This is a genomic window from Devosia sp. P1_H9 (assembly GCF_056405135.1).
Genome location: NZ_JBFUCQ010000004.1, coordinates 299,886 through 324,080, shown reverse-complemented (window position 1 = coordinate 324,080; position 24,195 = coordinate 299,886). Strand labels below are relative to the sequence as shown.

The 24,195-nt window shown below is 65.5% G+C and carries 22 protein-coding genes and 1 tRNA gene; 18 read left to right on the top strand and 5 right to left on the bottom strand.

Annotated elements, in window-relative coordinates; translation table 11 throughout:
• Positions 1 to 3: 3 nt before the first annotated feature.
• Positions 4 to 999, bottom strand: a complete 996-nt coding sequence (locus tag AC1DYL_RS10045) for an ABC transporter substrate-binding protein (protein ID WP_477173016.1) — start codon at positions 997 to 999, stop codon at positions 4 to 6.
• Between the two features lie 170 nt (positions 1,000 to 1,169).
• Here AC1DYL_RS10045 and AC1DYL_RS10040 point away from each other — a divergent pair, with 170 nt between their 5' ends.
• From AC1DYL_RS10040 to AC1DYL_RS10000, 9 genes are all read left to right on the top strand, one after another.
• Entirely contained in the window at positions 1,170 to 1,583 is a 414-nt protein-coding gene (locus AC1DYL_RS10040; RefSeq protein ID WP_477173015.1) for a cupredoxin domain-containing protein, read from the top strand.
• Positions 1,580 to 2,569 carry a PQQ-dependent catabolism-associated beta-propeller protein gene (locus AC1DYL_RS10035; RefSeq protein ID WP_477173014.1) on the top strand — a complete coding sequence of 330 codons (990 nt, stop codon included), beginning with the start codon at positions 1,580 to 1,582 and terminating at the stop codon, positions 2,567 to 2,569. The genes AC1DYL_RS10040 and AC1DYL_RS10035 overlap by 4 nt, the downstream gene beginning before the upstream one ends.
• Entirely contained in the window at positions 2,562 to 3,734 is a 1,173-nt protein-coding gene (locus AC1DYL_RS10030; protein WP_477173013.1) for a type 1 periplasmic-binding domain-containing protein, read from the top strand. The genes AC1DYL_RS10035 and AC1DYL_RS10030 overlap by 8 nt, the downstream gene beginning before the upstream one ends.
• On the top strand, positions 3,725 to 4,537 hold the full coding sequence (locus AC1DYL_RS10025; protein ID WP_477173012.1) for an ABC transporter permease: 813 nt from the start codon (positions 3,725 to 3,727) through the stop codon (positions 4,535 to 4,537). The genes AC1DYL_RS10030 and AC1DYL_RS10025 overlap by 10 nt, the downstream gene beginning before the upstream one ends.
• Positions 4,538 to 4,627: 90 nt before the next feature.
• Entirely contained in the window at positions 4,628 to 5,614 is a 987-nt protein-coding gene (locus AC1DYL_RS10020) for an SDR family oxidoreductase (RefSeq protein WP_477173011.1), read from the top strand.
• Positions 5,615 to 5,911: 297 nt separating this feature from the next.
• Positions 5,912 to 7,894, top strand: coding sequence for a M10 family metallopeptidase C-terminal domain-containing protein (locus AC1DYL_RS10015; protein WP_477173122.1), 1,983 nt, complete (start codon positions 5,912 to 5,914; stop codon positions 7,892 to 7,894).
• A gap of 65 nt (positions 7,895 to 7,959) precedes the next feature.
• Positions 7,960 to 9,636, top strand: coding sequence for a type I secretion system permease/ATPase (locus tag AC1DYL_RS10010; RefSeq protein WP_477173010.1), 1,677 nt, complete (start codon positions 7,960 to 7,962; stop codon positions 9,634 to 9,636).
• Positions 9,629 to 10,942, top strand: coding sequence for an HlyD family type I secretion periplasmic adaptor subunit (locus AC1DYL_RS10005; protein WP_477173009.1), 1,314 nt, complete (start codon positions 9,629 to 9,631; stop codon positions 10,940 to 10,942). Before AC1DYL_RS10010 ends, AC1DYL_RS10005 begins: the two co-directional genes overlap by 8 nt.
• Before the next feature lie 9 nt (positions 10,943 to 10,951).
• Positions 10,952 to 11,179 carry a hypothetical protein gene (locus AC1DYL_RS10000; protein ID WP_477173008.1) on the top strand — a complete coding sequence of 76 codons (228 nt, stop codon included), beginning with the start codon at positions 10,952 to 10,954 and terminating at the stop codon, positions 11,177 to 11,179.
• 103 nt (positions 11,180 to 11,282) lie between these two features.
• On the opposite strand, the gene AC1DYL_RS09995 is transcribed toward AC1DYL_RS10000, so the two are convergent.
• A tRNA-Gly gene (locus tag AC1DYL_RS09995) sits at positions 11,283 to 11,357 on the bottom strand.
• Between the two features lie 212 nt (positions 11,358 to 11,569).
• On the opposite strand from AC1DYL_RS09995, the gene AC1DYL_RS09990 reads away from it, so the two are divergent.
• From AC1DYL_RS09990 to AC1DYL_RS09980, 3 genes are read left to right on the top strand one after another with little or no spacing between them, the layout of a single operon-like run.
• On the top strand, positions 11,570 to 12,517 hold the full coding sequence (locus AC1DYL_RS09990) for a tetratricopeptide repeat protein (protein ID WP_477173007.1): 948 nt from the start codon (positions 11,570 to 11,572) through the stop codon (positions 12,515 to 12,517).
• A 28-nt stretch (positions 12,518 to 12,545) separates the two neighbouring features.
• Positions 12,546 to 13,211, top strand: a complete 666-nt coding sequence (locus AC1DYL_RS09985; RefSeq protein WP_477148356.1) for an LON peptidase substrate-binding domain-containing protein — start codon at positions 12,546 to 12,548, stop codon at positions 13,209 to 13,211.
• 38 nt (positions 13,212 to 13,249) lie between these two features.
• Positions 13,250 to 13,453, top strand: coding sequence for a Trm112 family protein (locus AC1DYL_RS09980; protein ID WP_477148506.1), 204 nt, complete (start codon positions 13,250 to 13,252; stop codon positions 13,451 to 13,453).
• A 3-nt stretch (positions 13,454 to 13,456) separates the two neighbouring features.
• Here the strand turns inward: AC1DYL_RS09980 and AC1DYL_RS09975 are convergent, their stop codons facing one another.
• A complete protein-coding gene (locus tag AC1DYL_RS09975; protein ID WP_477173006.1) occupies positions 13,457 to 14,674 on the bottom strand; it encodes an FAD-dependent oxidoreductase in 1,218 nt (405 codons plus the stop codon).
• Between the two features lie 287 nt (positions 14,675 to 14,961).
• Between AC1DYL_RS09975 and AC1DYL_RS09970 the strand changes: the two genes are divergently transcribed.
• The 5 genes from AC1DYL_RS09970 to AC1DYL_RS09950 all read left to right on the top strand — a co-directional run bounded on the left by AC1DYL_RS09970 (position 14,962) and on the right by AC1DYL_RS09950 (position 21,618).
• Entirely contained in the window at positions 14,962 to 15,300 is a 339-nt protein-coding gene (locus tag AC1DYL_RS09970; RefSeq protein WP_055046886.1) for a P-II family nitrogen regulator, read from the top strand.
• Positions 15,301 to 15,323: 23 nt separating this feature from the next.
• Positions 15,324 to 16,700, top strand: coding sequence for an ammonium transporter (locus tag AC1DYL_RS09965; RefSeq protein ID WP_477148354.1), 1,377 nt, complete (start codon positions 15,324 to 15,326; stop codon positions 16,698 to 16,700).
• 439 nt (positions 16,701 to 17,139) lie between these two features.
• The gene (locus AC1DYL_RS09960) at positions 17,140 to 18,345 is read left to right on the top strand and encodes an ammonium transporter (RefSeq protein WP_477148353.1); all 1,206 of its coding nucleotides are present in this window, start codon (positions 17,140 to 17,142) and stop codon (positions 18,343 to 18,345) included.
• A 397-nt stretch (positions 18,346 to 18,742) separates the two neighbouring features.
• On the top strand, positions 18,743 to 20,554 hold the full coding sequence (locus AC1DYL_RS09955; RefSeq protein WP_477173005.1) for an ABC transporter ATP-binding protein: 1,812 nt from the start codon (positions 18,743 to 18,745) through the stop codon (positions 20,552 to 20,554).
• A 62-nt stretch (positions 20,555 to 20,616) separates the two neighbouring features.
• Positions 20,617 to 21,618: an LLM class flavin-dependent oxidoreductase gene (locus AC1DYL_RS09950; RefSeq protein ID WP_477173004.1), complete on the top strand. Its 1,002-nt coding sequence runs from the start codon at positions 20,617 to 20,619 to the stop codon at positions 21,616 to 21,618.
• A 3-nt stretch (positions 21,619 to 21,621) separates the two neighbouring features.
• Here the strand turns inward: AC1DYL_RS09950 and AC1DYL_RS09945 are convergent, their stop codons facing one another.
• Positions 21,622 to 22,269, bottom strand: a complete 648-nt coding sequence (locus tag AC1DYL_RS09945; RefSeq protein ID WP_477173003.1) for a TetR/AcrR family transcriptional regulator — start codon at positions 22,267 to 22,269, stop codon at positions 21,622 to 21,624.
• A 211-nt stretch (positions 22,270 to 22,480) separates the two neighbouring features.
• Here AC1DYL_RS09945 and AC1DYL_RS09940 point away from each other — a divergent pair, with 211 nt between their 5' ends.
• Positions 22,481 to 22,729, top strand: a complete 249-nt coding sequence (locus AC1DYL_RS09940; RefSeq protein WP_477173002.1) for a YjiS-like domain-containing protein — start codon at positions 22,481 to 22,483, stop codon at positions 22,727 to 22,729.
• Here AC1DYL_RS09940 and AC1DYL_RS09935 read toward each other — a convergent pair.
• Positions 22,726 to 24,129, bottom strand: a complete 1,404-nt coding sequence (locus AC1DYL_RS09935; RefSeq protein WP_477173001.1) for a pyridoxal phosphate-dependent decarboxylase family protein — start codon at positions 24,127 to 24,129, stop codon at positions 22,726 to 22,728. The genes AC1DYL_RS09940 and AC1DYL_RS09935 overlap by 4 nt on opposite strands.
• Between the last annotated feature and the right edge of the window lie 66 nt (positions 24,130 to 24,195).

Genomic DNA, 24,195 nt, shown 5'->3' with positions numbered 1-24,195 from the left:
CGGCTATTTGCGATAGCCCTTCCAGAAGGTGCCGTCGGCCAGTTCGGTCGAATCCCCGACGACATCGGGGCCGCCGAACTTGGCCATCACGGCGAAGGATTCCTCGGCCGGCTTCATGCTCGAGGCCGCGTATTTGGTGACGATGCCACGACGATAATCGTCGCGCAGCTGGGTGAACAGCGCGTCGTCATCGCCGACATTCATCACGTCGCGGATCTTGTCCCACAGCGCGTCGTCGGTGAGCAGCGCGTTCTTGGTTTCGAAGCTGGCGTCGAGGAAGCCCTTGATGGCGGCTTTCTTCTCGCGGCCGGTCTCGTCGAAGAAGGCCCAGCCGAGCAGCGGCGGAGTTTCGGAGACGCCGAGATCGGCCAGCATGGCGGCGACCGAGATCAGCTCGGTCTTCCCCGCCAGCCTGGCGCGCGAGTTCCAGTTCCACAGGTTGAGGGCTGCCTGGGCCTGGCCGCCGGTGATCAGCTCGTTGACCAGCGGGGGCGCACCGAACTTGGCCGAAGCGTCTTCGGTGAGGTTGCCGCCGGTGAGCTTGTTGTAATAGGCGGCGAGGATCACGTAGCTCTTGTCGACCGGGCTGCCGGAGACGGCGAGGGTCTTGCCCTTCAAGTCGGCGACCGTGGCAATGCCGGCGGCGGGATCGACGACGAGGCCGCCCACGGTCAGCGAGTGCGGCACCATGGTGACCATGTTGCCCTGGTGGCGCTGGATCGAGACCCAGACGAAATCGGACAGGATGACGTCGACTTCCTTGGCTTGCAGCGCGATCTGGCCGGCCTTGCTGTCGGCGACATCGCGGACGTCGAGCGCCAGGTGGTGCTTCTTGTCGAGCTCGAGCGCCTGCATGGCGGCGAGTTCCCATTTCACCGTGCCGGTGGCCTGCACGCCGAGCGAGAGTTTTTCCGGCTCGCCATGCTGGGCGAAGGCACCGGAAACGAAGCCGATCGCCAGGGTCAAACCCAGCAGAACGGCCCGAAGAATATTGCGCATGGTCCCTCCAGGGAACGCGTGTTTTTGATGGTCGGTCCAGCGCTAGCACCCGCGGACATTGGGCTTGGCTATATCATGTATTGCGGTTGGCGGGGTGGGCGCGCTCCGGCGGAAAGCGGATTGTAAATTGCGATACCGCTGATCGAAAACCGCCTATTGGAACCCGCATAATGAAGACGATTTTTGCAGCTGCTGCCGCCGTACTGATGCTGGCCGGCGCGGCGCAGGCCGAAGGCAACCTCGCGGCCAACGGCACAGACCTGACGCTCGAGATCAACACGGTGGACCTGAAGTTTTCGCAGGACGTGTGGGAGCTCGAAACCGGCAAGTACTACCAGCTCGACATCACCTCCGACGGCAACGAGGAAATCTCGGTGGTGGCGCCAGAGCTGTTCCGCAATTCGTGGATCAACCAGATCGTCGTCAACGACCTCGAGGTGAAGAGCTACGGGCTCTACTCGGTGGAGTTCGACGATGCCGGCACCTTCAACATCTCGTTCGTGCCGATCCGGCCGGGTGAGTACGAGATCTATGTCCCCGGCTACGATAACCGTGGGCTGAAGGGGAAGTTCATCGTCAAATGATGTTCACCCGACGCACATTCGTCGCGACGGCGACGGCATTGCTGGCGTCGAGCCCCGTGCCGCGGGTCCTCGCCAAGGGGACGGGCAACATCTTCGTGTCCACGGAGAAGGGCAACGAGGTGGTGGTGCTCGACCAATCGCTGGCGGTGATCAAGCGCATTCCCACCTCGCGCCGGCCGCGCGACATGCACCTCAACGCGGCCAAGGATTTGCTCTACGTGGCCTGTGGCGACGACGATGCGATCGACGTAATCGATGTCGCTAAGCTTGAGGTGGTGGACTCGATCCCCACCGGGCCATCGCCGGAAGTGTTCGCGTTCTCGCCGGACGAGAAGATCATCTACGTCTCGAACGAGGAGGACTCGCGGCTCGAGGCGATCGACATGGAGACGCGGGTTTCCATCCAGGACATCCCGACCGGCGCCGAGCCCGAGGGTGTGCTGGTAATGCCGGACGGCAAGACCGCCTATGTCACCTCGGAGGTGGCGGACATGGTGCATGTGGTCGACACCACCACCGGCGCGGTGACCAAGAACATCCTCGTCGGCACCCGGCCGCGCCGCTTCATCCTGACGCCGGACGGGACGGAACTGTGGGTGAGCTGCGAGCTGTCGAGCGAGATCTACATCATCGATACGGCGACCAACGAGATCAAGGGCGACAGCCTGATCTTCGTGCCGCCCGGCTTCCGCGAGGAAGACGTGACCCCGGTGGGGATGGCGGTGACGAGGGATGGAACGAAGATCCTGCTCAGCCTCGGCCGCGCCAACCATGTCGTGATCATCGATGGCAGGACGCACGACGTGCTGCAGTACGTTCTGGTCGGCAAGCGCGCGTGGTCGGTGGACCTGAGCAGCGACGAGACGCGGGCCTATGTGGCCAACGGGCTGTCGGACGACATCACGGTGATCGACATGGCTTCGATGAAGCCGATCCAGTCGGTACCGGTTGGGCGTGTGCCGCATTCGGTGGTGATCGATGACTAAACAGTTCCTCGGGCTCCTCCCCCTGGCGGCGTCGCTGCTCCTGAGCGCCCCCGCCTTTTGTGCCGAAGTGAAGATCGGCTATCTCGGCCTCAAGGACGACCCGCGCTACCATCCGGACCTCGTCTACACCCGCATCGAGATCGCTCCCGGCGGCAACCCGATCGACGGGGCGACGATGGGTGTCGAGGAGATGAAGGTGGTGTCGGACGCGGTGGACCAGCAGGTGGTGCTGGATCACCAGGAGGGCACCGACGCAGCCTCGCTGGTCGCCAAGGTCGACGCCATGGGGAAGGCGGGCGAGCAGTTCGTCATCCTCGACCTGCCGGCCGAACTGGTGGACCAGGTGGCCGGGCAGATGCGCGAGTGGCCGGTGACGCTGCTCAACGCCACGGCGCCGGAGGACTATCTGCGGCAGCGGTGCTACCCGAACCTGCTGCACACTGCAGCGTCGGACCGCATGCTGTCGGACGCCATGGTGCAGCTGTTGCGCACACGCAACTGGACCAAGGTGTTGATGCTGGTTGGCGCTGAGCCGCGCGACAAGGCGATGGCGGTGGCGTTCCGCGCCTCCGCCGAGCGGCAGCGGCTCAATATCGTCGACGAGCGCGAGTTCACCCTCGCCACCGACCCGGCAAACCGCGAGAAGAACAACTCGCTGCTGATCACCGGCAACGCCGATTACGACGTGGTGTTCGTCGCCGACCACCAGGGCGAGTTCTCGCGCTACCTGCCCTACGACACGCAGTTGCCGCGGCTGGTGGTGGGATCGACCGGGCTCGTCGCCGCCGAATGGCAGTGGAGCTGGGACCGCGACGGCTCGACTCAGGTGACCTCGCGCTTCGAGACGCTGACCGGCGGCCGGCGGATGACCGGGCAGGACTGGTCGACCTGGATCGCCGCCAAGGCCATCGTTACCGCCTACGCCAAGGCGCGCACCGGCGAGTACCAGAAGACCGCCGACTACATTCGCGGCAACCGGCTGAAGATCGACGGGGCCAAGGGCGTGCAGCTTAACTTCCGGCCGTGGGACGGGCAGATGCGCTTTCCGATCGTTCTGGCGACGCACAACGCGGTCATCGCCGAGGCGCCGCTCGAAGGGTTTTTGCACCAGACCAACGTGCTCGATACGCTCGGCACCGACGAGCCGGAGCACAAGTGTCTGTAAGCGTTCAGCATCTGTGGCTCGGGGTCTACGCCATCACTTGGCGGGAGATCGCTAAGTTCCTGCGACAGACTGAGCGGTTGCTCTCGGCGCTGGTGCGGCCGGCGCTGTGGCTGGTCGTGTTCGCGACGGGGTTGCATGACCTGCTCGGCGTTTCGATCGTGCCGCCGTACCAGACCTATACGCCGTACCAGGAGTACATCCTGCCGGGGCTGGTCGGCATCGTCATCCTGTTCCAGTGCATGCAGTCGGCGCTGTCGATGGTCTATGACCGCGAGGCCGGGGTGATGCGGGTGATGCTGGTGACGCCGCTGCCGCGCGGCTTCCTCCTCTTCGCCAAGATCACCGGGGCGACGATCCTGGCGCTGCTGCAGGCGTACGCGTTCCTGATCGTCGCGAAGCTCGTCGGCTATGGCGTGCCGGATTTCGGCTATCTCACCGCCATCCCGGCGATCATCCTCGCGGGGCTGATGCTGGGTTCGATCGGGCTGCTGGTCTCGGTCTACACGCCGCAGATCGAGAACTTTGCCGGGATGATGAACTTCGTGGTGTTCCCGATGTTCTTCCTCTCCTCCGCGCTCTACCCGCTGTGGAAGCTGCGCGAGTCCGGGGCGGAGATCGTCTACTGGCTCAGCGTCGCGAACCCCTTCACTCATGCGGTGGAGCTGATCCGCTTCGCCATGTACGGGCGGCTGAACCTCACCTCGCTCGGCGTCGTCGCGGGTTGCGCCGCCGTGGCGTTCTTCCTCGCGGCGCGCGGTTACGATCCGCAGGCCGGAGCGATCCGCAAGGTGAAGCGGGACTGATCCTGGCAGGTGCATTATCGTTCATATGGAGCATTGAAGTCGCGGCGAGCGGATGATGAGGTGCGCCCCTCATACTTGAGGGAGGATTTCATGAGTCTCAGCGTTCTTTTCGTCGGTGGTACCGGGCAGATTTCGCTGCCCTGCGTCGAGCGCGCGGTGGCCGAGGGGCACAAGGTCAGCGTGTTCAACCGCGGCCAGCGCGATGCGGCGCTGCCCAAGGGCGTCACCTCGATCGTCGGCGACATGAAGGACCAGGCGGCTTATCGAGCGCTGGGCGCGCATAAGTTCGACGTGGTGGCGCAGTTCATGGTGTTCACGCCCGAGCAGATGGCTGAGGACATCGCGACCTTCGCCGGCAACACCAAGCAGTACATCTTCATCTCGTCGGCCTCGGTCTACGAGAAGCCGGCGCGGCATTACATCATCACCGAGAAGACCCCGACGGTGAACCCTTACTGGGGCTACAGCCAGGCCAAGATCGCGTCGGAAGCGATGCTGAAGGCGTCGAAGAACCTGCCCTGGACCATCGTCCGGCCGAGCCACACGGTGCGCACCGGGCTGCCGACGATGATGGGCGAAGGCGACATCGTCATCCGCCGCATGCAGCAGGGGAAGCCCGTGATCGTTGCGGGTGACGGCACCTCGCCCTGGACGCTGACGCGTTCGGTGGATTTCGCCGTGCCGTTCGTCAACCTGTTCGGCAAGGCCGCGGCGCTGAGCGAGGATTTCCACATCACTTCGGACCGCGCCTACAGCTGGGACGACATCTATAAGGCGATCGGTCGGGGCGTCGGGCTCACGCCTGACATCGTGCATGTGCCGTCGGACACGCTAGTTGCCTACAAGAAGGACTGGGAAGGGCCGCTGATCGGCGACAAGACCTGGTCGGCGCTGTTCGACAATTCCAAGGTGAAGCGCGTCGCCGGCGACTTCAAATGCTCGGAGGATCTCGACGAGGTGCTGGCGGAGTCGATCGGCTTCCTGAAGCAGCGGCTGGCGTCGAACGCGCCGGTGAACACGGAGCTTGATCCGCTGATGGACCGGATCACTTCGGAGCAGGCAGCGCTCGGGCGCTAGCTTGGTTGGCGCGGGCGGCGACGTGCGGAGGGCGCCGACGATGCGAAAGGCCGGGCGGCTTGGCCGGCCTTTGTCATTCGGGTGTTCGGGGCGTGGTTTCGGTAAGAAATAAGGGCATGAACTGGCGAAACTAGTGTCCACCACACTCGGATAGGAATAACTGCGTAGTCAATACTATTGCATTTCAACCTATATAGTACAAAGTACAACAAGTTTTCCCATCGCCCGGGACTGGTTCTTAATCTCCGCATCGCTCCGCTAAGAGCGAATCGAATGTGGAGAGTGACCTTGCCTTCGGTGTCTTCGGTTTCGCGATCAGGCAATGTTTATGTCGACGGCATCCTCGGCGACTATAAGTGGGGCACGTCCAACCTCACTTATAGCTTCCCGACCAGCGCGTCATTCTACGGGAGCTACAGCTCAGGCGAGCCCTCAAGCAATTTCGGTGCCCTGAACGCGGCACAGATCCAGGCGGCAAAGGCAGCATTCGCCTCCTATGCGGCGATTGCCAATCTCACCTTCACGCAAGTCACGGAGTCCTCGACCACGCATGGCGACCTGCGTGTGGCCATGTCGGACCTGCCTGCGACGGCATGGGGCTATTATCCCAGCACCGCGGCCTCGGGCGGCGACGTGTGGATGAACAAGTCGACCGGCTATTACAACAGCCCGGTCAAGGGCAACTACGCCTACATCTCGTTCCTGCACGAGATCGGGCACGCGCTCGGCCTCGAGCACCCGCAAGACAACAACATGCCCTCGAGCCGGGACTCGATCGAGTACACGGTGATGAGCTACCGCTCCTATGTCGGGGCGCCGCTGCAGAACTATACCAACGAGACCTGGGGCTTCGCCCAGACGCTGATGATGTACGACATCGCGGCGATCCAGCACATGTACGGCGCCAATTTCACCACCAATGCCGGCAGCTCGGTCTACACCTGGAGCCCCACCACCGGGCAGATGTCGATCAACGGCGTCGGGCAGGGGGCGCCGGGCGGCAACCGTATCCTGATGACGGTATGGGATGGCGGCGGTGTCGATACCTATGATCTCTCCAACTACTCGACCAACCTGAAGATCGACCTGAACCCGGGCGCCTGGACGACCACGTCCTCCGAGCAACTGGCGCGGCTGACCACCAACGGTTCCAAATTGGCGGTCGGCAACATCGCCAACGCACTGCTCTACAATGGCGACCTGCGCTCGCTCATCGAGAACGCCGAAGGCGGGTCCGGCAATGACACCATCGTCGGCAACGTCGCCGACAATACGCTGTGGGGCAACGGCGGCGCCGACACCCTGACCGGTGGCGACGGCGACGACCTGCTTTATGGCGGCTCCGGTGGCGACCGGCTGGAGGGCGGCAACGGCCTCGACTCGGTGTCGTACCTGGAGGCGACAGCCCGCGTCGTGGTCGATCTCGCGAGCCCCTCGCTCAATGGCGGCGAAGCAACCGGCGATACGTACTCCTCGATCGAGCAGGTGATCGGCAGCAATTTCGACGACAGCCTGTCAGGTGACAGCGCGGCCAACGGGCTAGGCGGCTTTGCCGGCAACGACACGCTCAATGGCCGCGCCGGCAATGACGTGCTGGTGGGCGGTGACGGCAACGACGTCCTCAACGGCGGTGCAGGTGCCGATCGGCTGGAGGGCGGCAACGGTGTCGACACGGCGGACTACAGCGCGGCATTGCTCAACAGCCTGTTGTCGCTGTCGGTCTCCGGGGTGACGGTTGACCTGATGGCCCCGAGCGTCAACACCGGCGAGGCGGCGGGGGACACCTTCTTCTTTGTCGAGAATCTCACCGGCAGCGCTTTCAACGACGTGCTGCGGGGGGACGATGGCGCCAATGTCATAAACGGCATGGGCGGCACCAACGCGCTGCAGGGGCGGGGTGGCAACGACACCCTGATTGGCGGCATCGGCAACGACAAGCTCGAGGGCGATGCGGGCGCCGACACCCTCACCGGCGGGCTGGGGTTCGACACGTTCATATTCGTTGCCACCAGCGACAGCCCTATGACCGGGCGGGATACGATCACCGATTTCCTGTCGCTGACCGACAAGATCGACCTGAAAGCGATCGATGCCAACACCACTTTGGCAGGCGACCAGGCGTTTACCTATATCGGCTCGGGTGCCTTCACCAAGAAGGCGGGCCAGCTCAGTTTCACCGGCGGGCTTGTCGCCGGCGACGTCAACGGAGACGGCATCGCCGACTTCCAGATCGCCGTCAAAGGCCTGGCGGTGCTCGCGGCCGGCGATTTCATCCTCTAGACATGGGACCCACGGACACCATGTCAGGGCGATCAGCAGGTGCGGCCCCGGCTTTGCGGGGATCGGTGCGCGCCGCGGGACCGCTCGCCGCGTTCGTGCTGGTGAGCCTGCTTGCCAACCTGATCATGCTGGTCGGCCCACTCTTCATGCTGCAAGTCTATGACCGGGTGCTGCCCAGCCGCTCGTTGCCGACGCTGTGGGCGTTGCTGCTGCTGGTGGTGGCGCTCTACGGCGTCTACGCGCTGATCGAAACGCTGAGGACGCGGATGTCTGCCCGTTTCGCGAGCCTGGTCGATGCGCAGCTTTCGCCGCTGGCCTTCGAGGCGGGGCTCAGGGGCAGGCTCCAGGTGCAGGCGGTAACGCCGGCCGATCCGGTGCGCGACCTCGACAACATCCGGCAATTCCTCTCGAGCTCCGGTCCGGTGGCGCTGCTGGATCTGCCGTGGATGCCGATTTACCTCGCCACGGTGTTCCTGCTCCATCCGGTGCTCGGCTGGGTGACACTGGGCGGTGCGTTGGTGATGACGGTGCTGCTGGTCATCAACGAGTTCATGTCGCAGCGGCCCTCGCGCGAACTCGCTGCGGCGACGGCGCGGCGGCAGGTGCAGTCCGACGATGCGCGGGCCAGCGCCGAGAGCGTCGTCGCCATGGGGATGCTGCCGGCGATCGCGCGGCGCTGGGACGTGGCGAGCGGCGAGCTGTCACGGGCCCAGCAGCAGGCCGCCGACCGGAACGGCTTCTACGCGTCGCTGAGCAAGGCCTCCCGCTTCCTGCTGCAGGCCTGCGTGCTGGCGACGGGCGCCTATCTGGTGATCGCCGGCGAAATCTCAGGCGGGCTGATGGTTGCAACGTCGATCATCTCGTCGCGGGCACTGGCGCCGGTGGAGCAAATCGTCGGCCAATGGCGCAGCTTCATTGGCGCCCGGCAGGCCTGGCAGCGGTTGAAAACCGCGCTGGCGGCGTCCCGGATCGAGCTGCCCGGCGTAAGCTTGCCGGCCCCGCGCCGCTCACTCGCGGTCAACCAGCTGTCGACCGGACCCAGCGCGCGGACGCGGCTTGTCGAGGGCATCTCCTTCGATCTGAGCGCCGGAGAGGCGATGGGTGTGCTCGGGCTCTCGGGTTCGGGCAAGTCGTCGGTGGCGCGCGCGCTGGTCGGGGCCTGGCCGGTGCTGTACGGCGCGGTTCGCCTCGATGGGTCGGAGCTCGACCATTTCGACCCGCATGAACTCGGCCGCAGCGTCGGCTATCTGCCGCAACAGGTGGAGCTGTTCGCCGGGACCGTCGCGCAGAACATTGCGCGGTTCCGGGCCGGCGACGACGAGGCCGCGCTGTTCGCGGCGGCCCATGGGGCGCGGGTGCACGAGCTCATCGCCGGCCTGCCCGAGGGCTACAACACCCAGATCGGCGAGCGCGGCGCCGCCCTGTCGGCCGGCCAGCGGCAGCGCATCGGGCTGGCGCGGGCGCTCTACGGCGATCCGTTCCTGCTGGTGCTGGACGAGCCCAACTCCAACCTCGATGCCGAGGGCGACGCGGCGCTGACCGAAGCGGTGCGCGCCGCCAAGGCCCGCGGCGCGGTGGTGATCATCGTGGCGCACCGGCCAGCGGCGATCGCGGCGGCGGATAAGCTGCTCTATCTCAAGGGCGGGCGGCAGCAGGCGTTTGGCCCCAAGGACGACGTGCTGCGCCAGATCACCCAACCGGCATCGAACGTCCGCAGCATCGTGGCGGTGGCCAATGGCTAGCGAAACGCTCGAAGGCATGGCTTCCGCAAGCCTGGGGCGGCACGGCCTCGTCGGCTTTGCCGTCGTCGTGGCCGTGGTCGGCGGGCTGGGGCTATGGGCGGCGACGACGCAGATTGCCGGAGCGGTGGTCGCGGGCGGCATCGTGGTGGTGGAGGGCGGCAGCAAGCGCATCCAGCATCAGGAAGGCGGCATCGTCAGCGAAATCCTGGTGCACAACGGCGACGTGGTGACCGAGGGCCAGCTGCTGCTGCGGCTCGACGGCACGGCAGTGTCGGCGTCGCGCGACGTGATCAGGGCGCAGCTCGACAATGCGTTCGCCGCCCGCGCGCGGCTGGTTGCGGAAGCCGCTAGAACGGCCACCATGGAGCGGCCAGCCGCCACCGGCTGGTCGCCGGGTCCGGATTTCAACCAGGCCTTCGAGACGCAGGAGCGGTTGCTCGAAGCGCGAAGGACCTCGCTTGCCGGCCAGCAATCCCGGCTCGATGAGCAGAGCGCGCAATTGCAGGAACAGGTGGCGGGGCTGCAGGCGCAGCGCGCGGCCCTCACCGACGAGCTTGCGATCCTCAGCGACGAGTGGCACGGGCTCGAGGAGCTGCTGGCCAACGGGCTCACCGACTCGGCGCGGGCCAACGCCAACCGGCGCCAGCGCACCACCATCGAGGGCAGCATCGCCAAGCTCTCCACCGATATCGCCGGAGCGCGAGCGGCGATCGCCGAGCGGGCCCTGGCGGGCGCGCAAGTGGTGGACGATTTCCGCTCCGAAGTGCTGCAGGAACTGCAGGCGCTCGAAGCGAACATCGCGGAATTGCTGCAGAAGCAGATCGCTGCCGACGACCGGTTGCGGCGGCTGGAGGTGCGGGCGCCGCGCTCGGGCATCATCCACCAGTCGATCGTGCAGACCGTCGGCGGGGTGATCGGCGCGGGGGAGGCGGTAATGCTCGTCGTGCCGGCCAACGATCAGCTGCTGGTCGATGTCCGCGTCAGCCCCAGTGATGTGGACGACATTTCGGTGGGCCAGGACGTGCTGCTGCGATTTACCGGCCTCGACGCGCCGACGACGCCGGAACTGCGCGGCTCGGTGCGGTCGGTGTCACCGGCCACGGCCAACGACCCGGTTACGGGCGCCATGTTCTACGAAGTCAGGGTCAGCGTGCCGGAAGCCGAGCGCCAGCGCCTCGGGGCGGCGACGCGGCTGATGCCGGGCATGCCGGCGGAAGCGTTCCTCGAAACCAATACCCGCACCGTGCTAGCCTATCTGGTGAAGCCGCTGATGGACCAGGTGTTGCACAGCTTCCGGGAAGACTAGGGAACAGCGATGAGCGAGTGGATCGACTTTCAACGCTGGACTGAATGCGTCGGCATGGAGCGGCCGGGCATGGTGTTCGAGGTGGTCAACGCCGACCAGCAGAGCCTCATGACCCATTGCATCGTCCCGCTCGAAACGCCGTTCGACTGGCGGTCGCCGCCACTCAGGTTCCGAGTCATCGTCGAACCGACACCAATGCACTCCGAGCCGCTGCCCAAGCCATCGGAAAACAGCTGAGAGTCGCCGCGCACCCGGGATTCCGGCAGCGCTCCCCCAGAAATGCGAAAGGCCGGGCACTAGGCCCGGCCTTTGTCGCATCCCTGCAATCCAGGGAGGATATTGGAGCGGGCGAAGGGATTCGAACCCTCGACCCTAACCTTGGCAAGGTTATGCTCTACCCCTGAGCTACACCCGCACTCCATCGGCTCTTTACGATGCTAGCTCCTTGTGGGAACTTGGCAGCGCCGAACCGCGCGCCTATATGCCCAATCGAAAGCGGGTTTGCAACCCATAATTCTGGTCTCGTCAAAGCCGTGATAAAGCTTGCGTCTGACACCCTTCGGGGCGCAAGAAAATCAAGGAAAGACGGGCCTCTCACCGGCCCCGACCCGGCAGGAAAAGTACAGTATGTCCCTCAATGATCTCAATCCGGCCTCCAACACCGCTGCTGCTCCGGCCGCCGCTTTGATCAAGGATTCGACCGATCGGGCGTTCAAGGCCGACGTTATCGATGCCTCGCTCGAGGCGCCGGTGCTGGTGGATTTCTGGGCGCCGTGGTGCGGCCCGTGCCGCCAACTGACGCCGAACCTCGAAAAGGTGATCAACGAGAAGGCCGGCAAGATCCGGCTGGTGAAGATCAATATCGACGAGAATCCGGGCGTCGCCGGCCAGCTCGGCATCCAGTCGATCCCGGCGGTGTTCGCCTTTGCCGGCGGCCGGCCGGTCGATGCGTTCCTCGGGGCGATCCCCGAGAGCGAAGTGCGGCGCTTTGCCGACAAGGTGATCTCGGGCGCCCCGGCCGGCCAGCCACAGGCTGGCTCGATCGAGGAAGAAATCGCCAACGCAGTGACGGCCGCGGGCGATGCACTGAAGGTGGGCGACCTCAACCAGGCGGCGCAGATCTACGGCATGGTATTGCAGCACCAGCCAGACCATGCCGCGGCGATCGTCGGGATGGCCAAGGTGTTCCTCGCGGCCGGGGAGCCGGATCAGGCGCAGGCGGTGCTCGACACCATGCCGGAAGCCGAGCGCAAGGGCGACGACTACAATTCGACCGTCGCGGCGCTGAAGCTGCTCGGCGAGGCAGCAGAGCTCAGCGAAACCGATGAGCTCGCCGCACAGCTCGAAAAGAACCCCGACGACCATCAGGCGCGGTTCGACCTCGCGGTGAAATACAATGCCGAGGGCAAGCGCCTCGAGGCGGCGGAAGCACTGGTGACGCTGATGCGCCGCGATCGCACCTGGAACGAGGACGGGGCGCGCAAGAAGCTGCTCGAGCTGTTCGAAGCCTGGGGTCCCAAGGATCCCGCCACGCTGAAGGGTCGCCGGCTGCTGTCGGCGTTGCTGTTCAGCTGACCTTACTATCGCGCCCAAGGAGGCGCCCGTGTTGAAGCGACCTAACTCCCCCGCCGACCTGCCCGCCAGCGTGCCGCTGTTCCCGTTGACGGGCGCCTTGCTGCTGCCTTACGCCCGGCGGCCGCTCAATATCTTCGAGCCGCGCTATGTCGAGATGATCGACCATGCGCTCCGGGGCGACCGGCTGATCGGGTTGATCCAGCCGCGCGACACGTCCGAGGAAAGCCCGAAGGGCCGGGCGCCGCTGCAGCGCATCGGCACGGTGGGGCGGATCAGCCATTTCGAGGAAGTCGAGGACAGCCGGTACTTCGTCATCCTCGAAGGCATCTGCCGGTTCGAGCTGATCAAGGAAATGCCGACCATGACGCCGTTCCGGCGCGGCATGATCGCGACCGATGCCTTCGCCTCGGATTTCGAACGCGAGTTCGGCGAAGAGGCGGTGGATCGGCCACGCTTCCTCAAGATGATGCGGGACTATGCCGAGTTCGGCAATTTCGACCTCAACTGGGACGAGATCGAAAAGACCGGCACGGCGGACCTGGTGAACTTCTGCGCCATGGTCTCGCCCTATGGCGCGGCGGAAAAGCAGGCGCTGCTCGAGGCCGATACGCTGGAAACACGGGCCGAGACGCTGATCGCCATGGCCGAATTCGAGATGGCCAAGGGCGAAAACCGGGCCTCGCCGCTCAATTGACCGAGGAGCCGGCAGCAGCAGCAGCCAACCTCCGCCACGTGGTGGATGTGAAGACGCTCGAAATGCTGGTCTGCCCGCTGACGAAGACCCGGCTGACGCTATCGGCCGATGCCACCGAGTTGATCTCGGTGGCGGCCCACCTGGCCTTCCCGATCCGCGACGGCGTGCCGATGCTCAGCCTCGACGAGGCACGCGAGATCGAGCAGGGCGACATGGGGCGGAATCTGCCGCTGCTGGGGTAGCGGCTAGATCTGCAGCCCGCGCAGCAGTTTTGGCCCGTTGCGGTCGAGGCCGGCGGCTCGGGAGATCAGCAGGTCCTTCACCGGCGGTAGGCGATCGACCACGCCCATGCCGAAATCGCGCAGGGCGCGGACTGGGGCGACGTCGTTGGAGAACAGCCGCACCATGCCGTCGGTGACCATCGCCATGAGTGCGGTGTCGAAGCGGCGCCAGTGCTGGTAGCGCTCGAGGATATCGGCGGTGCCATGGTCCTGGCCGAGGCGGATGGCGTCGATCACCACTTCGGCGAGGGCGGCGACGTCCTTCAAGCCGAGGTTGAGGCCCTGGCCGGCGACCGGGTGGACGACGTGGGCAGCGTCGCCGATCAGCGCCAGGCGCGGAGCGACGAAGCTCTTGGCGATCTGCAACCGCAGGGGGAAGGACTGCAGGCCTTCTTCGAGGGTGACGCGACCAAGGCTTGAGCCCATCACCGCTTCGATCTCGGCAGCAATCTGCTCGTTCGGCCAGGTCTTGAGTTCGGCGGCGCGTCTGGTGCTCTCGGTCCAGACCAGCGACGAACGGCGGCCGGGTAGCGGCAGGCTGGCGAAGGGGCCGGCCGGGCGGAAATGCTCGTAGGCAGTGCCCTCGTGGTCGAGTTCGTGGGTGATGGTGGTGACAAGGCCCGATTGGCCGTAGTCGTGCGAGATCACCTCGATGCCGGCCATGCCGCGCAGCGCCGATTGCGCACCATCGGAGGCGATGACCAGCGGGGCGGTGATGGTGCGGCCATCGGCGAGGCTGAGGCGGGCTGTGGCAGTATCGGCGACGAAGCCGGTGATCTCCACCGGGGCGATGACCTCGACGCCGTCGCCGAGCGCGCCGAGCAGGGTTTCGGCGACCAGCTGGTTGGGCACGAGGTGGGCGAAGGGTTCGCCGGGCGCCACGTCGCCGATGAAGCTGAGAAAGAGCGGGCGGGAGATATCGCCGGTGCCGGAATCGGTGATCTTCATCTGGCGCACGGGCTCGGCGCCGATCGCCATGGCGGTCCATACGCCCAGCTCGACGAAGATACGGCGGACGCCCGCGGCGATGGCCGAGGCGCGCTGGTCCTTGGGGACGGAGAACGGGCGGCGATCGAGCAATGCGACGCGGAGGCCCTTCATCGAGCGGCTCAGCGCCAGCGCCATGGTGAGGCCGACCGGGCCGCCGCCCACGATCACGATGTCAAAGCTGGTGTCGGCCATCAATGCACTCCGCTCTGCCGGCTATGTCGACCTTCAGGCTGGCTCGCGCAAGAGGCTCGTTTGCCACGGTAGTGCTGCCCAAAGTGTCAGCATTGGCGACGATTCTGCACAAATTCTAGGCAGGGGCCGAGGCAAGACGGGAGGGCGAGGCGGGCTATTGGTGCAGTCGTAGCGTCTTTCCTTAACAGAATCATAAGCTTGGCAATCGTGGCGGCAGTTTGGCACGGCACTTGAGTCTGTTTGTCCCGATTGGAGACCGTCCAAACACCGTATCGAAAGGGGCATCCATGAAGCTGGTGATCGCAATCATCAAACCGTCGCGCCTGGAAGAGGTCCGCCAGGCCCTCAACTCGCTCGACGTGCACGGCATGACCGTGACCGAAGTCAAAGGCTATGGCCGGCAGAAGGGCCATTCCGAAATCTACCGCGGCACCGAATACGCCGTGCACTTCCTGCCCAAGCTGAAGATCGAGATCGCTGTCGACGACGCCCAGTCCGACGCCATCGTCTCGGCCATTCGCGAGAGCGCCCAGACGGGCCGCATCGGTGACGGCAAGATTTTTGTGCTCGACCTGTTGGCCGTGACCCGCATCCGCACCGGCGAGACCGGCGCGGCGGCGCTCTAACGCACCTCTCTGGAGAAACAACAATGACAGACTTGAAGATGTCAAAAGTCCTGGGAGCGGCGGCGTTGGCTTCGCTGGCTCTCGCACTGCCTGCGTTCGCGCAGGATGCGGCCGCCCCGGCTGCGGCAGCGGCCGAAGTGGTTGCTACCGTCGACAAGGGCGATACCACCTGGATGATGCTGTCGACGATCCTGGTGATCGCCATGACCATCCCCGGCCTCGCCCTGTTCTACGGCGGCCTGGTGCGCGCCAAGAACATGCTCAGCGTGCTGATGCAGGTGTTCGCGGCCTTCTGCATGGTCTCCCTGCTGTGGGTGATCTACGGCTACTCGCTCGCCTTCAACGGACCGACCGACGGTGGCCTCAGCGCCTTCATCGGTGACTTCTCGAAGCTGTTCCTGTCGGGCGTGACGCCCTCCACTCAGTCGGCCACCTTCTCGGCCGGCATCGAGATTCCGGAGCTTACCTTCGTCGTCTTCCAGCTGACCTTCGCCGCCATCACTCCGGCGCTGATCGTCGGCGCCTTCGCCGAGCGCATGAAGTTCGGCGCGGTGATGCTGTTCCTCGCGCTGTGGTTCACCTTCTCGTACCTGCCGATCGCCCACATGGTGTGGTTCGGCGGCGGCTACCTGTTCGGCCTCGGCGCGTATGACTTCGCCGGCGGCACCGTGGTTCACATCAATGCCGGTGTGGCCGGTCTCGTCGCCGCGATCGTTCTCGGGCCGCGTACCGGCTTCCTCAAGGAACCGATCCCGCCGCACAACCTGACCTTCACCTTCATCGGCGCCTGTCTTCTGTGGGTCGGCTGGTTCGGCTTCAACGCCGGCTCCAACCTCGAGGCCACCGGCCTTGCGGCGCAGGCCCTGCTCAACACCATCACCGCCCCGGCCGCTGCGGCTCTTGCCTGGGCCGTCGCTGAAAAGTTCACCCGCGGCCATGCCTCGCTGCTCGGTGCTGCTTCCGGCGCCGTCGCCGGCCTCGTGGCGATCACCCCGGCCGCCGGCTTCGCCGGCAGCATGGGTGCGATTGTCCTCGGCGCGGTTGCCGGTGTGGTCTGCCTGTGGGCAGTGGTGACGCTGAAGCCGATGCTCAAGTACGACGACGCGCTCGACGTGTTCGGCGTGCACGGCATCGGTGGCATCATCGGTGCGCTCGGCACTGCGATCGTCGCGGCACCGTCGCTCGGCGGCTACGCACTGGGCGATCCCGCGGCCTACAATATCGGCTCGCAGTTCGTGATCCAGCTTACCGCAGTGGTCATCGCCATCGTGTGGTCGGCAGTGGTGACGTTCGTTGCCATGCTGATCGTCAAGGCAGTGTTCGGTGGCGCCCGCGTCTCCGAGTCGGCCGAGAGCGATGGTCTCGATATCTCGAGCCACGGCGAGCACGCCTACAACTAACACCTCTGGCGCGGGTGGGACTCTCCCTCTCCCACCCGCGTCGAAACTGCCGGAGGGTCGAGCCCGGCTCGGCTCTCCGTCCTTCTTGCCTTCCCGCTGATCGCGGCGTGCAGCTCACGTACCTCTTGGCCCGCCACAGAGGCTTCCCACTCGCAAACCGCGTGGGCTGCACACCCCGGTCAACGGCTTCCTGGCCCGGCAACGGGCCGGCGTCCGCCCCGCCAGGCTGATGCCGCTCTGCTTACAATGTGGGCAGAGACGGGCTGTTGTCCGCCCAAATTCTGAGCACTTCGCCGGCGGCGGAGCGCTTTCGATTTGCATCGCGGCGTAAGCTACTGAAAAACCTCAGCTCTTTTCTGCCTACCGGATTGGCATGGAGCTTGATTGCCTGCCACCCAATTAGCCCGGATGCGAGCCGGGTGTTTTGGGGGAGCTTCAAATGGCTGAGTCCGCAGGGCTCGACGTATTCTTCGTGCTGGTCGGCGCGATCCTGGTGTTTGCGATGCATGGCGGCTTCGCCTTCCTCGAACTGGGGACAGTGCGGGGCAAGAACCAAGTCAATGCGCTGGTCAAGATCCTGGTCGATTTCGCCTTCTCGACGCTGGCCTATTTCCTGATCGGCTACACCATCGCATACGGGGTGACGTTCTTTCATAGCGCGGCGACACTGTCGGGCGGCGGGGCAGGGTTCGCGCCGCAGGGTTTCAGCCTTGTGAAGTTCTTCTTCCTCGCAACGTTCGCCGCGGCGGTGCCGGCAATCATTTCCGGCGGCATTGCCGAGCGGGCGAAGTTCTGGCCGCAGGTGATCGCGGCGGCAGTGATCGTCGGGCTGATCTATCCGTTCTCCGAGGGGATCGTGTGGAACGGTAATTACGGCATCCAGGCCTGGCTCGAGGCGACGTTCGGCGCGCGCTTCCACGATTTTGCCGGCTCGATCCAGGTACATGCGCTGGGCGGCTGGCTGGCGCTGGCGGCGGTGCTGCGGATCGGGGCGCGCAATGGGCGCTATGGGCCGAGCGGCCGGCCGTTCCCGCCGTCATCGATCCCGTGGCTGGCGCTGGGCACGTGGCTCCTCGCCATCGGCTGGTTCGGCTTCAACGTGATGTCGGCACAGTCGGTCGCCGGGGTGTCGGGGTTGGTGGCGATCAACTCGCTGATGGCCATGGTGGGCGGCATCATCGCCGCGGTGCTGATCGGCAAGAACGACCCGGGCTTCACCCATAACGGTGCATTGGCCGGGCTCGTTGCGGTCTGCGCGGGGTCCGATCTCTACCATCCGCTGGCCGCACTGGTGGTCGGCGGAGTGGCCGGGGTGATCTTCGTCAAGGGCTTCAGCTGGACGCAGGAGAAGCTGAAGATCGACGACGTGCTTGGCGTCTGGCCACTGCACGGGCTTTGCGGACTGTGGGGCGGCGTTGCCGCCGGGATCTTCGGACTCGAGGCCCTGGGCGGCATGGGCGGCGTGTCGTTCGTGACCCAGCTCGTCGGCTCGGTGGCCGTGTCGGCCTATGCCTTCGGCGCCGGCTACCTGCTCTATTGGCTCAGCAGCCGGCGGCTCACCCTCAAGCTCAGCGACGAGCAGCAGCGGCGTGGCGCCGACCTTTCGGTGCACTCCATCGGTTCCAATCCGGAACTCGAGTTCTAGCGCCGGCAGATCCGGGAACCGGGCCTTCCGCTCCAGCGTTTCAAGAGCGGAAGGAGAGTTCCATGTCTCTTAGGGAAAAGCTTAAGTACGTTGATTTTTCATCGATCGCGCTGCTGCTCCTCGCCGCCGCGGTCCCAGCGATAGTCATCCTCGCCGCCTAGCCGGCTTGCTCAGCGCCCCAAACCGCTCTATGAGTGGCTTCTTCACTAGCCACTCAGGAGGGGCGATATGACAGCATTTTCTCGACCGCGCCTCTTCGGGCTCGCCACGGTTCACCGTTAGGTCGCCCGGGGGCCGCCAAGGCCCCTCTCGCTAGTTCCCGGCACTGCCGGCATTTCCAGATTTGCTTTTCTTATGGGACCGGATCGCGGCTGCAAGGCGCGTCCGGACAAGTGACATGGCTCGTTCGAAGATCGATTTCCGCGGCCAGGCCTTCGCCAAGGTGCTGGGTTTCGCGGCAGGGCACTGGCGGCGCCAGCCCAAGCGTATTGCACTCATCATGGGGCTGTTCTTCACCGAGACGGTGGCCGACATCCTGACGCCGTTCTTCGCCGGCCGCCTCGTCGAGGCGGTGGCGACGGGGGCGGCAACCAACGAGATCGCCTGGAACGCGGCGGTCACGGCGTTTCTCGTCATCGTGGCGCTGGGCGTCGGTTCGGTGATCATCCGTCAGCTCGGGTTCCAGCAGATCATTTCGCTGACCCTCAGGATGATGAGCGAGATCACCCAGGGTGCCTTCCACCGGGTGCAGCGCTTCTCGTCGGACTGGCACGCCAACTCGTTCGCCGGCTCGACGGTGCGCAAGATCACCCGCGGCATGTGGGCGCTCGACCAGCTCAACGACGTGATCCTGATGGCGCTGTTCCCCTCGCTGGTGATGCTGGTGGGGACGACCGTCATGCTCGGGCTGTTCTGGCCGGTGATGGGCCTGGTGATCGGCGTCGGCTCGATCATTTACATCGCCGTGACCGTCACCCTCTCGACCACCTGGGTGGCCCCGGCGGCGAGCCTTGCCAACCAGTGGGATACCCGCATGGGCGGGGCGCTGGCCGATGCCATTTCATGCAACGCGGTGGTCAAGGGTTTTGGCGCGGAGGACCGTGAGGAATCACGGCTGAAGCTCGTTGTCGACAAATGGCGGAAGCGCACCTCCCGCACCTGGAACCGTGGCACGCTGAACGGCACCATCCAGAACGCCATGCTGCTGGTGCTGCGCGCCTCGATCATCGGGGCCGGGCTGTTGCTGTGGCAGCAGGGTGTGGCATCGGCGGGCGACATCACCTTCGTCATCACCACGTTCCTGGTCTTGCAGGGATACCTGCGCGATGTCGGCCAGCACGTGCGCAACCTGCAGCGCGCGGTGAACGACATGGAAGAGCTCGTCAATCTGGGTGACCAGAAGCTCGGCATCGAGGACAAGCCGAGCGCGAAGCCGATTGCCATCAAGGCGGGCGGCATCGCCTTCGAGAACGTCGACTTCCACTACGGCGCGCATTCCAAGGCGCTCTACCACGACCTTTCGGTCAACATCGCGCCAGGCGAGAAGGTGGGCCTCGTCGGTCACTCCGGCTCGGGCAAGACGACGTTCGTCAAGCTGATCCAGCGTCTGCACGATGTCAGCGGCGGCCGCATCGCCATCGACGGCGTCGACATTCGCGACGTCGGCCAGGCCTCGCTGCGCCAGCAGATCGCCATCGTGCAGCAGGAGCCGGTGCTGTTCCACCGCTCGCTCGCCGAGAACATCGCCTATGGCAAGCCGGGTGCCGATCGCCAACAGATCATCGCGGCGGCGAGGCTCGCCAATGCGCATGATTTCATTGAGCGGCTGCCCAAGGGCTACGAGACGCTGGTCGGCGAGCGCGGCATCAAGCTGTCAGGCGGCGAACGGCAGCGCGTCGCCATCGCCCGCGCCTTCCTGTCGGATGCCCGGGTGCTGATCCTCGACGAGGCAACGTCGAGCCTCGACAGCGAGAGCGAACTGCTGATCCAGCAGGCGATGGAGCGGCTGATGGTGGGGCGGACGACGATCGTCATCGCCCATCGACTGTCGACGGTGCGCGCCCTCGACCGGCTGCTGGTGTTCGACACCGGCAAGGTGGTCGAGGAAGGTACGCACGAGCAGCTGGTGAAGCGGCCGGATGGCATCTATCGCCGGCTGTTCGAACGGCAGGCGCTGGAGTTGATCAAGGGGCTGGAGGCGGCGGAGTAAATCCCTCGCTTCGAAGGGAGGGACGCCTTGGCTTTCATCGTCGAATGACGATATAAGCCCTCATGGCGTCCCTCCCCCTTTCCATCCTCGACCTCGCTCCCGTCTCCGAAGGCACCTCCACCCCGGACGCGCTGCGCAACATCGTGCAACTCGCCAAGCTCGGCGATGAGCTTGGCTTCACCCGGCTCTGGTACGCCGAGCACCACGGCATGCCGTCGATCGCATCGTCTTCGCCGGAGGTGCTGATTGCTACGGCGGCGGCCAATACCTCGCGCATCCGGGTCGGCTCGGGCGGGGTGATGCTGCCCAACCATGTGCCGCTGCGGGTCGTTGAAACCTATCGCACGCTCAATGGGCTCAATCCCGGCCGCATCGATCTGGGCATCGGTCGCGCCGGGGGCAGCGACGGGCGGACGCTGCAGGCGCTGCGCTCGGTGGGCGGCGAGTATTTCGCGCAGGAGCTGGCCGAGATGCTGGCCTTCGAGGAGGGCAATTTCGCTCCCGACCACCCGTTCCATCCGGTCATGGTGGTGCCGGAGCGGGTGGAACTGCCGCCGGTCTATCTGCTCGGCTCCAGCGGTGCGAGCGCACAGGCCGCGGGGCAGCTGGGCGTCGGCTATTCGTTCGCGGCGCATTTCAGTGCGACGCCGGCGGGTCCGGCATTCCAGGCCTATCGCGCGGCGTTCACGCCAACCGACGCCTTTCCCAAGCCGCATGCGATCATAGCGGTTTCGGCGCTGGTGGCGCCGACGGTCGAAGAGGCACGGTTCCTGGCGCGCTCGCAGGAGCTGATGTGGGCGCTGTTCCATTCCGGCCAGGTGCGGAAGCTGGTGTCGCCGGAAGAGGCAGCAGCGCATAGCTACACGCCGCACGAGACCCGCATCATCGAAGGTCAGCGCCCACTCTGGATCGTCGGCTCGCCCGATACGGTGAAAGCCGCGATCGAGCGAAAGGTCGAAGAATCCGGCGCCGACGAGGTGATGGTGACCACCACCATGTATGACTATGAGCTGCGGCTGCGCTCGTTCCGGCTGCTGGCGGAGGCTTTCGGCCTCCGCAGCTAATGGTCAGGCAGCAACTGCCTCGTGCCGTGCGGCATGGATGGCGGCGGGCTGGAAGAGCAGCTTCACGTAGTTGCGCGCCATCAGCATCTGCTCGGGGAGGACGCCGGGCCGGCCGAGCGACTTGGCCATGATGATGCCGCCATCGATGGCGCAGCAGATAGTGCGGGCCAGCCGGTCCGGATCGATCGCCTCGCGGGGCGAGTAGAGTTCCACGATCTCCTCGATCATCTCGCGGAAGAACGTGTTCCAGCCCTGCACCGCCTCCCTGACCTGGGCGCGTACCTCCCGGTCGAACAGCCGGTCCTGGTAGCTCATGGCGGCGACGAGGCAGCCCGGATGGCCGCCCGGCAGCGCGGCGATGTGCTCGGCAAACAGGGTGAGGCCGATGAGCAGCCGCTGCAGCGGGTCGTCGCTGAGCTGGGCAGCGCGTCCAAACACGTCGTGGACCAGTTCATTGTTGCGCTGCCGGTAGCGGACGATGAGGCCCTTGGCGAGCTCGTTCTTGTCCTTGAAGTGATAGAAGAAGCCGGACTTGGTGATGCCGGCCTCGGCGATGATCTCGTCGATCGAGGTGACGCCGAAGCCTTTGGCGAGCACGCCCGCTTCGGCGATATCGAGGATGCGTTCGCGCGTTTCATTGCCTTTGCGCATGGTGGTCCCTCCTAGAAACTGTACTTCCGGTGTGGTTCTCGGATCGCTCGACCCACGCCGACACGTCGCCCTTCGCGACAGGATGCGGGCTATCCGGTTGTGATTGCTCGCCAAGTTCCTGGGACGCCGAACCGTACCACGGGCTCGCTATCGTCCACTCACGAGTCATCATATGTTTCGTCTCAAGCGGGGCGCGCCGAGGACGACTATTATGATGACCATCGACCTGAACGAGAGTTCGCTCGTAACCCGCCACCACGCCGATTCCGGCTTCATCCGGCGGCTGCTGGGCCGCTGGCTGCAGCGGCGCCGGGAGCGTGCCACGCTGATCGGTCTCATCCGTATGGAGCCCCACCTGCTGCGCGACATAGGTATCGAGCCCGGCGACATCTTCGACGCGCTCGATGGCAAACGCAGCTCCGTGCTGTTCAATCCGGTGCGGAAGCCCGACCATCGCTAGCCCCTGACTGCCCGCCAGGCAGCGATGATGGCATCGGCCGAAAGGTTGATGTCGGCCTCGGTGGTGGCGCCCGAAGTGACGGAAATCCGCATTACCCAGTCGCCGCGCCAGGCAGCGCCCGCGACGTAGCAGACGCCGCTATCGAGCACGCGGGCAATCACCGCCTCGGTGTCGGCCTTGCGGGCCTCGGCATCGCCGGTGCCGAAATTGAGGATCAGCTGGTTGATCGTCACTTCGTTGACGACGCGGATGCCGGGCTCCGCCGCCAAGCGTTCGGCCATGCGGCGCGCGAGCCGGCAGTGGCGCTCGACGATCTCGACGATGCCGGCGCGACCAAGGGTCTTCAACAGCGCGTAGACCGGCACACCGCGGGCGCGGCGGGACAGCTCTGGAACATAGTTCGAGGGGACGCGATCGCCCTGGGCGATGGAAGGCAGGTAGCTTGACCACTGCGTCATGGCGCCGAGCAGCGCATCGCGATTCCGCACGATGGCAAAGCCGGAATCATACGGCGCCTGCAACCATTTGTGGCCATCGGTGACCCAGGAATCGGCGCCCTCGATGCCGTCCGTCAGGTGCCGCAACGACGGCGTGGCGCGAGCCCAAAGGCCGAAGGCCCCGTCGACATGCACCCAGGCGCCGTTTCCCTTGCCGATCGCGACGATGTCGCGGAACGGATCGTAGGAGCCGGTATTGATCTGGCCGGCCTGGGCAATGACGATCTTGGGGCCGGCCAGACCGGCGAACGCTGCCTCGAGGGCCGATGGCAGCATGCGGCCTTCGCTGTCGGTGGCGATGGTGATGACCCGCTTGCGGCCGAAACCAATCAGCTGCAGCGACGAGAACAGCGACGAGTGCGCATCGGCTCCGATCAACACGTGCACCGGCGGCGCCCCGAACAGGCCGTCGCTATCTGGATCCCAGCCAGCATCCAGCAGGACGCCGGTGCGGGCGGCGGCGAGGCAGGTGCCGTTGGCGACGGTGGCGCCGGTGCCGAAACCGATGGCACTTTCACGCGGCAGGTCGAGGATCTCGAGCAGCCACCGCTCGGCAACCTCCTCGAGCGCCGCTGCGGCCGGCGCGGTCGATTGGTACCCGGCGTTCTGCCCCCACGCGCTGATCAGCCAGTCGGCAGCGACGCCGGCCGGATGCGAGCCGCCCATCACCCAGGCAAAGAAACGCGGGCCGACGGTCGGCATCAGGCCCGGGGCCGCGAGGGTGGCCAATTCATCGAGCATCGCGCCGGCATCCATGCCGGTTTCCGGCAGCTCAGCCGAAAACCGCTCGCGCATCTCGTGATAGCCCATTTCGGGACGGCCTGCCTTCCGGCCTACTCCCGCGCGATAGTCTACAGCGTGATCGACCGCGCGGTTCAGCAGCGTACGCAAGTCATCAGTCATAATATGATCTCCCGGCGGCGCAGCAGAAATCATACCGCATCTGAAGCGCAGATGAACAAAGGCCCG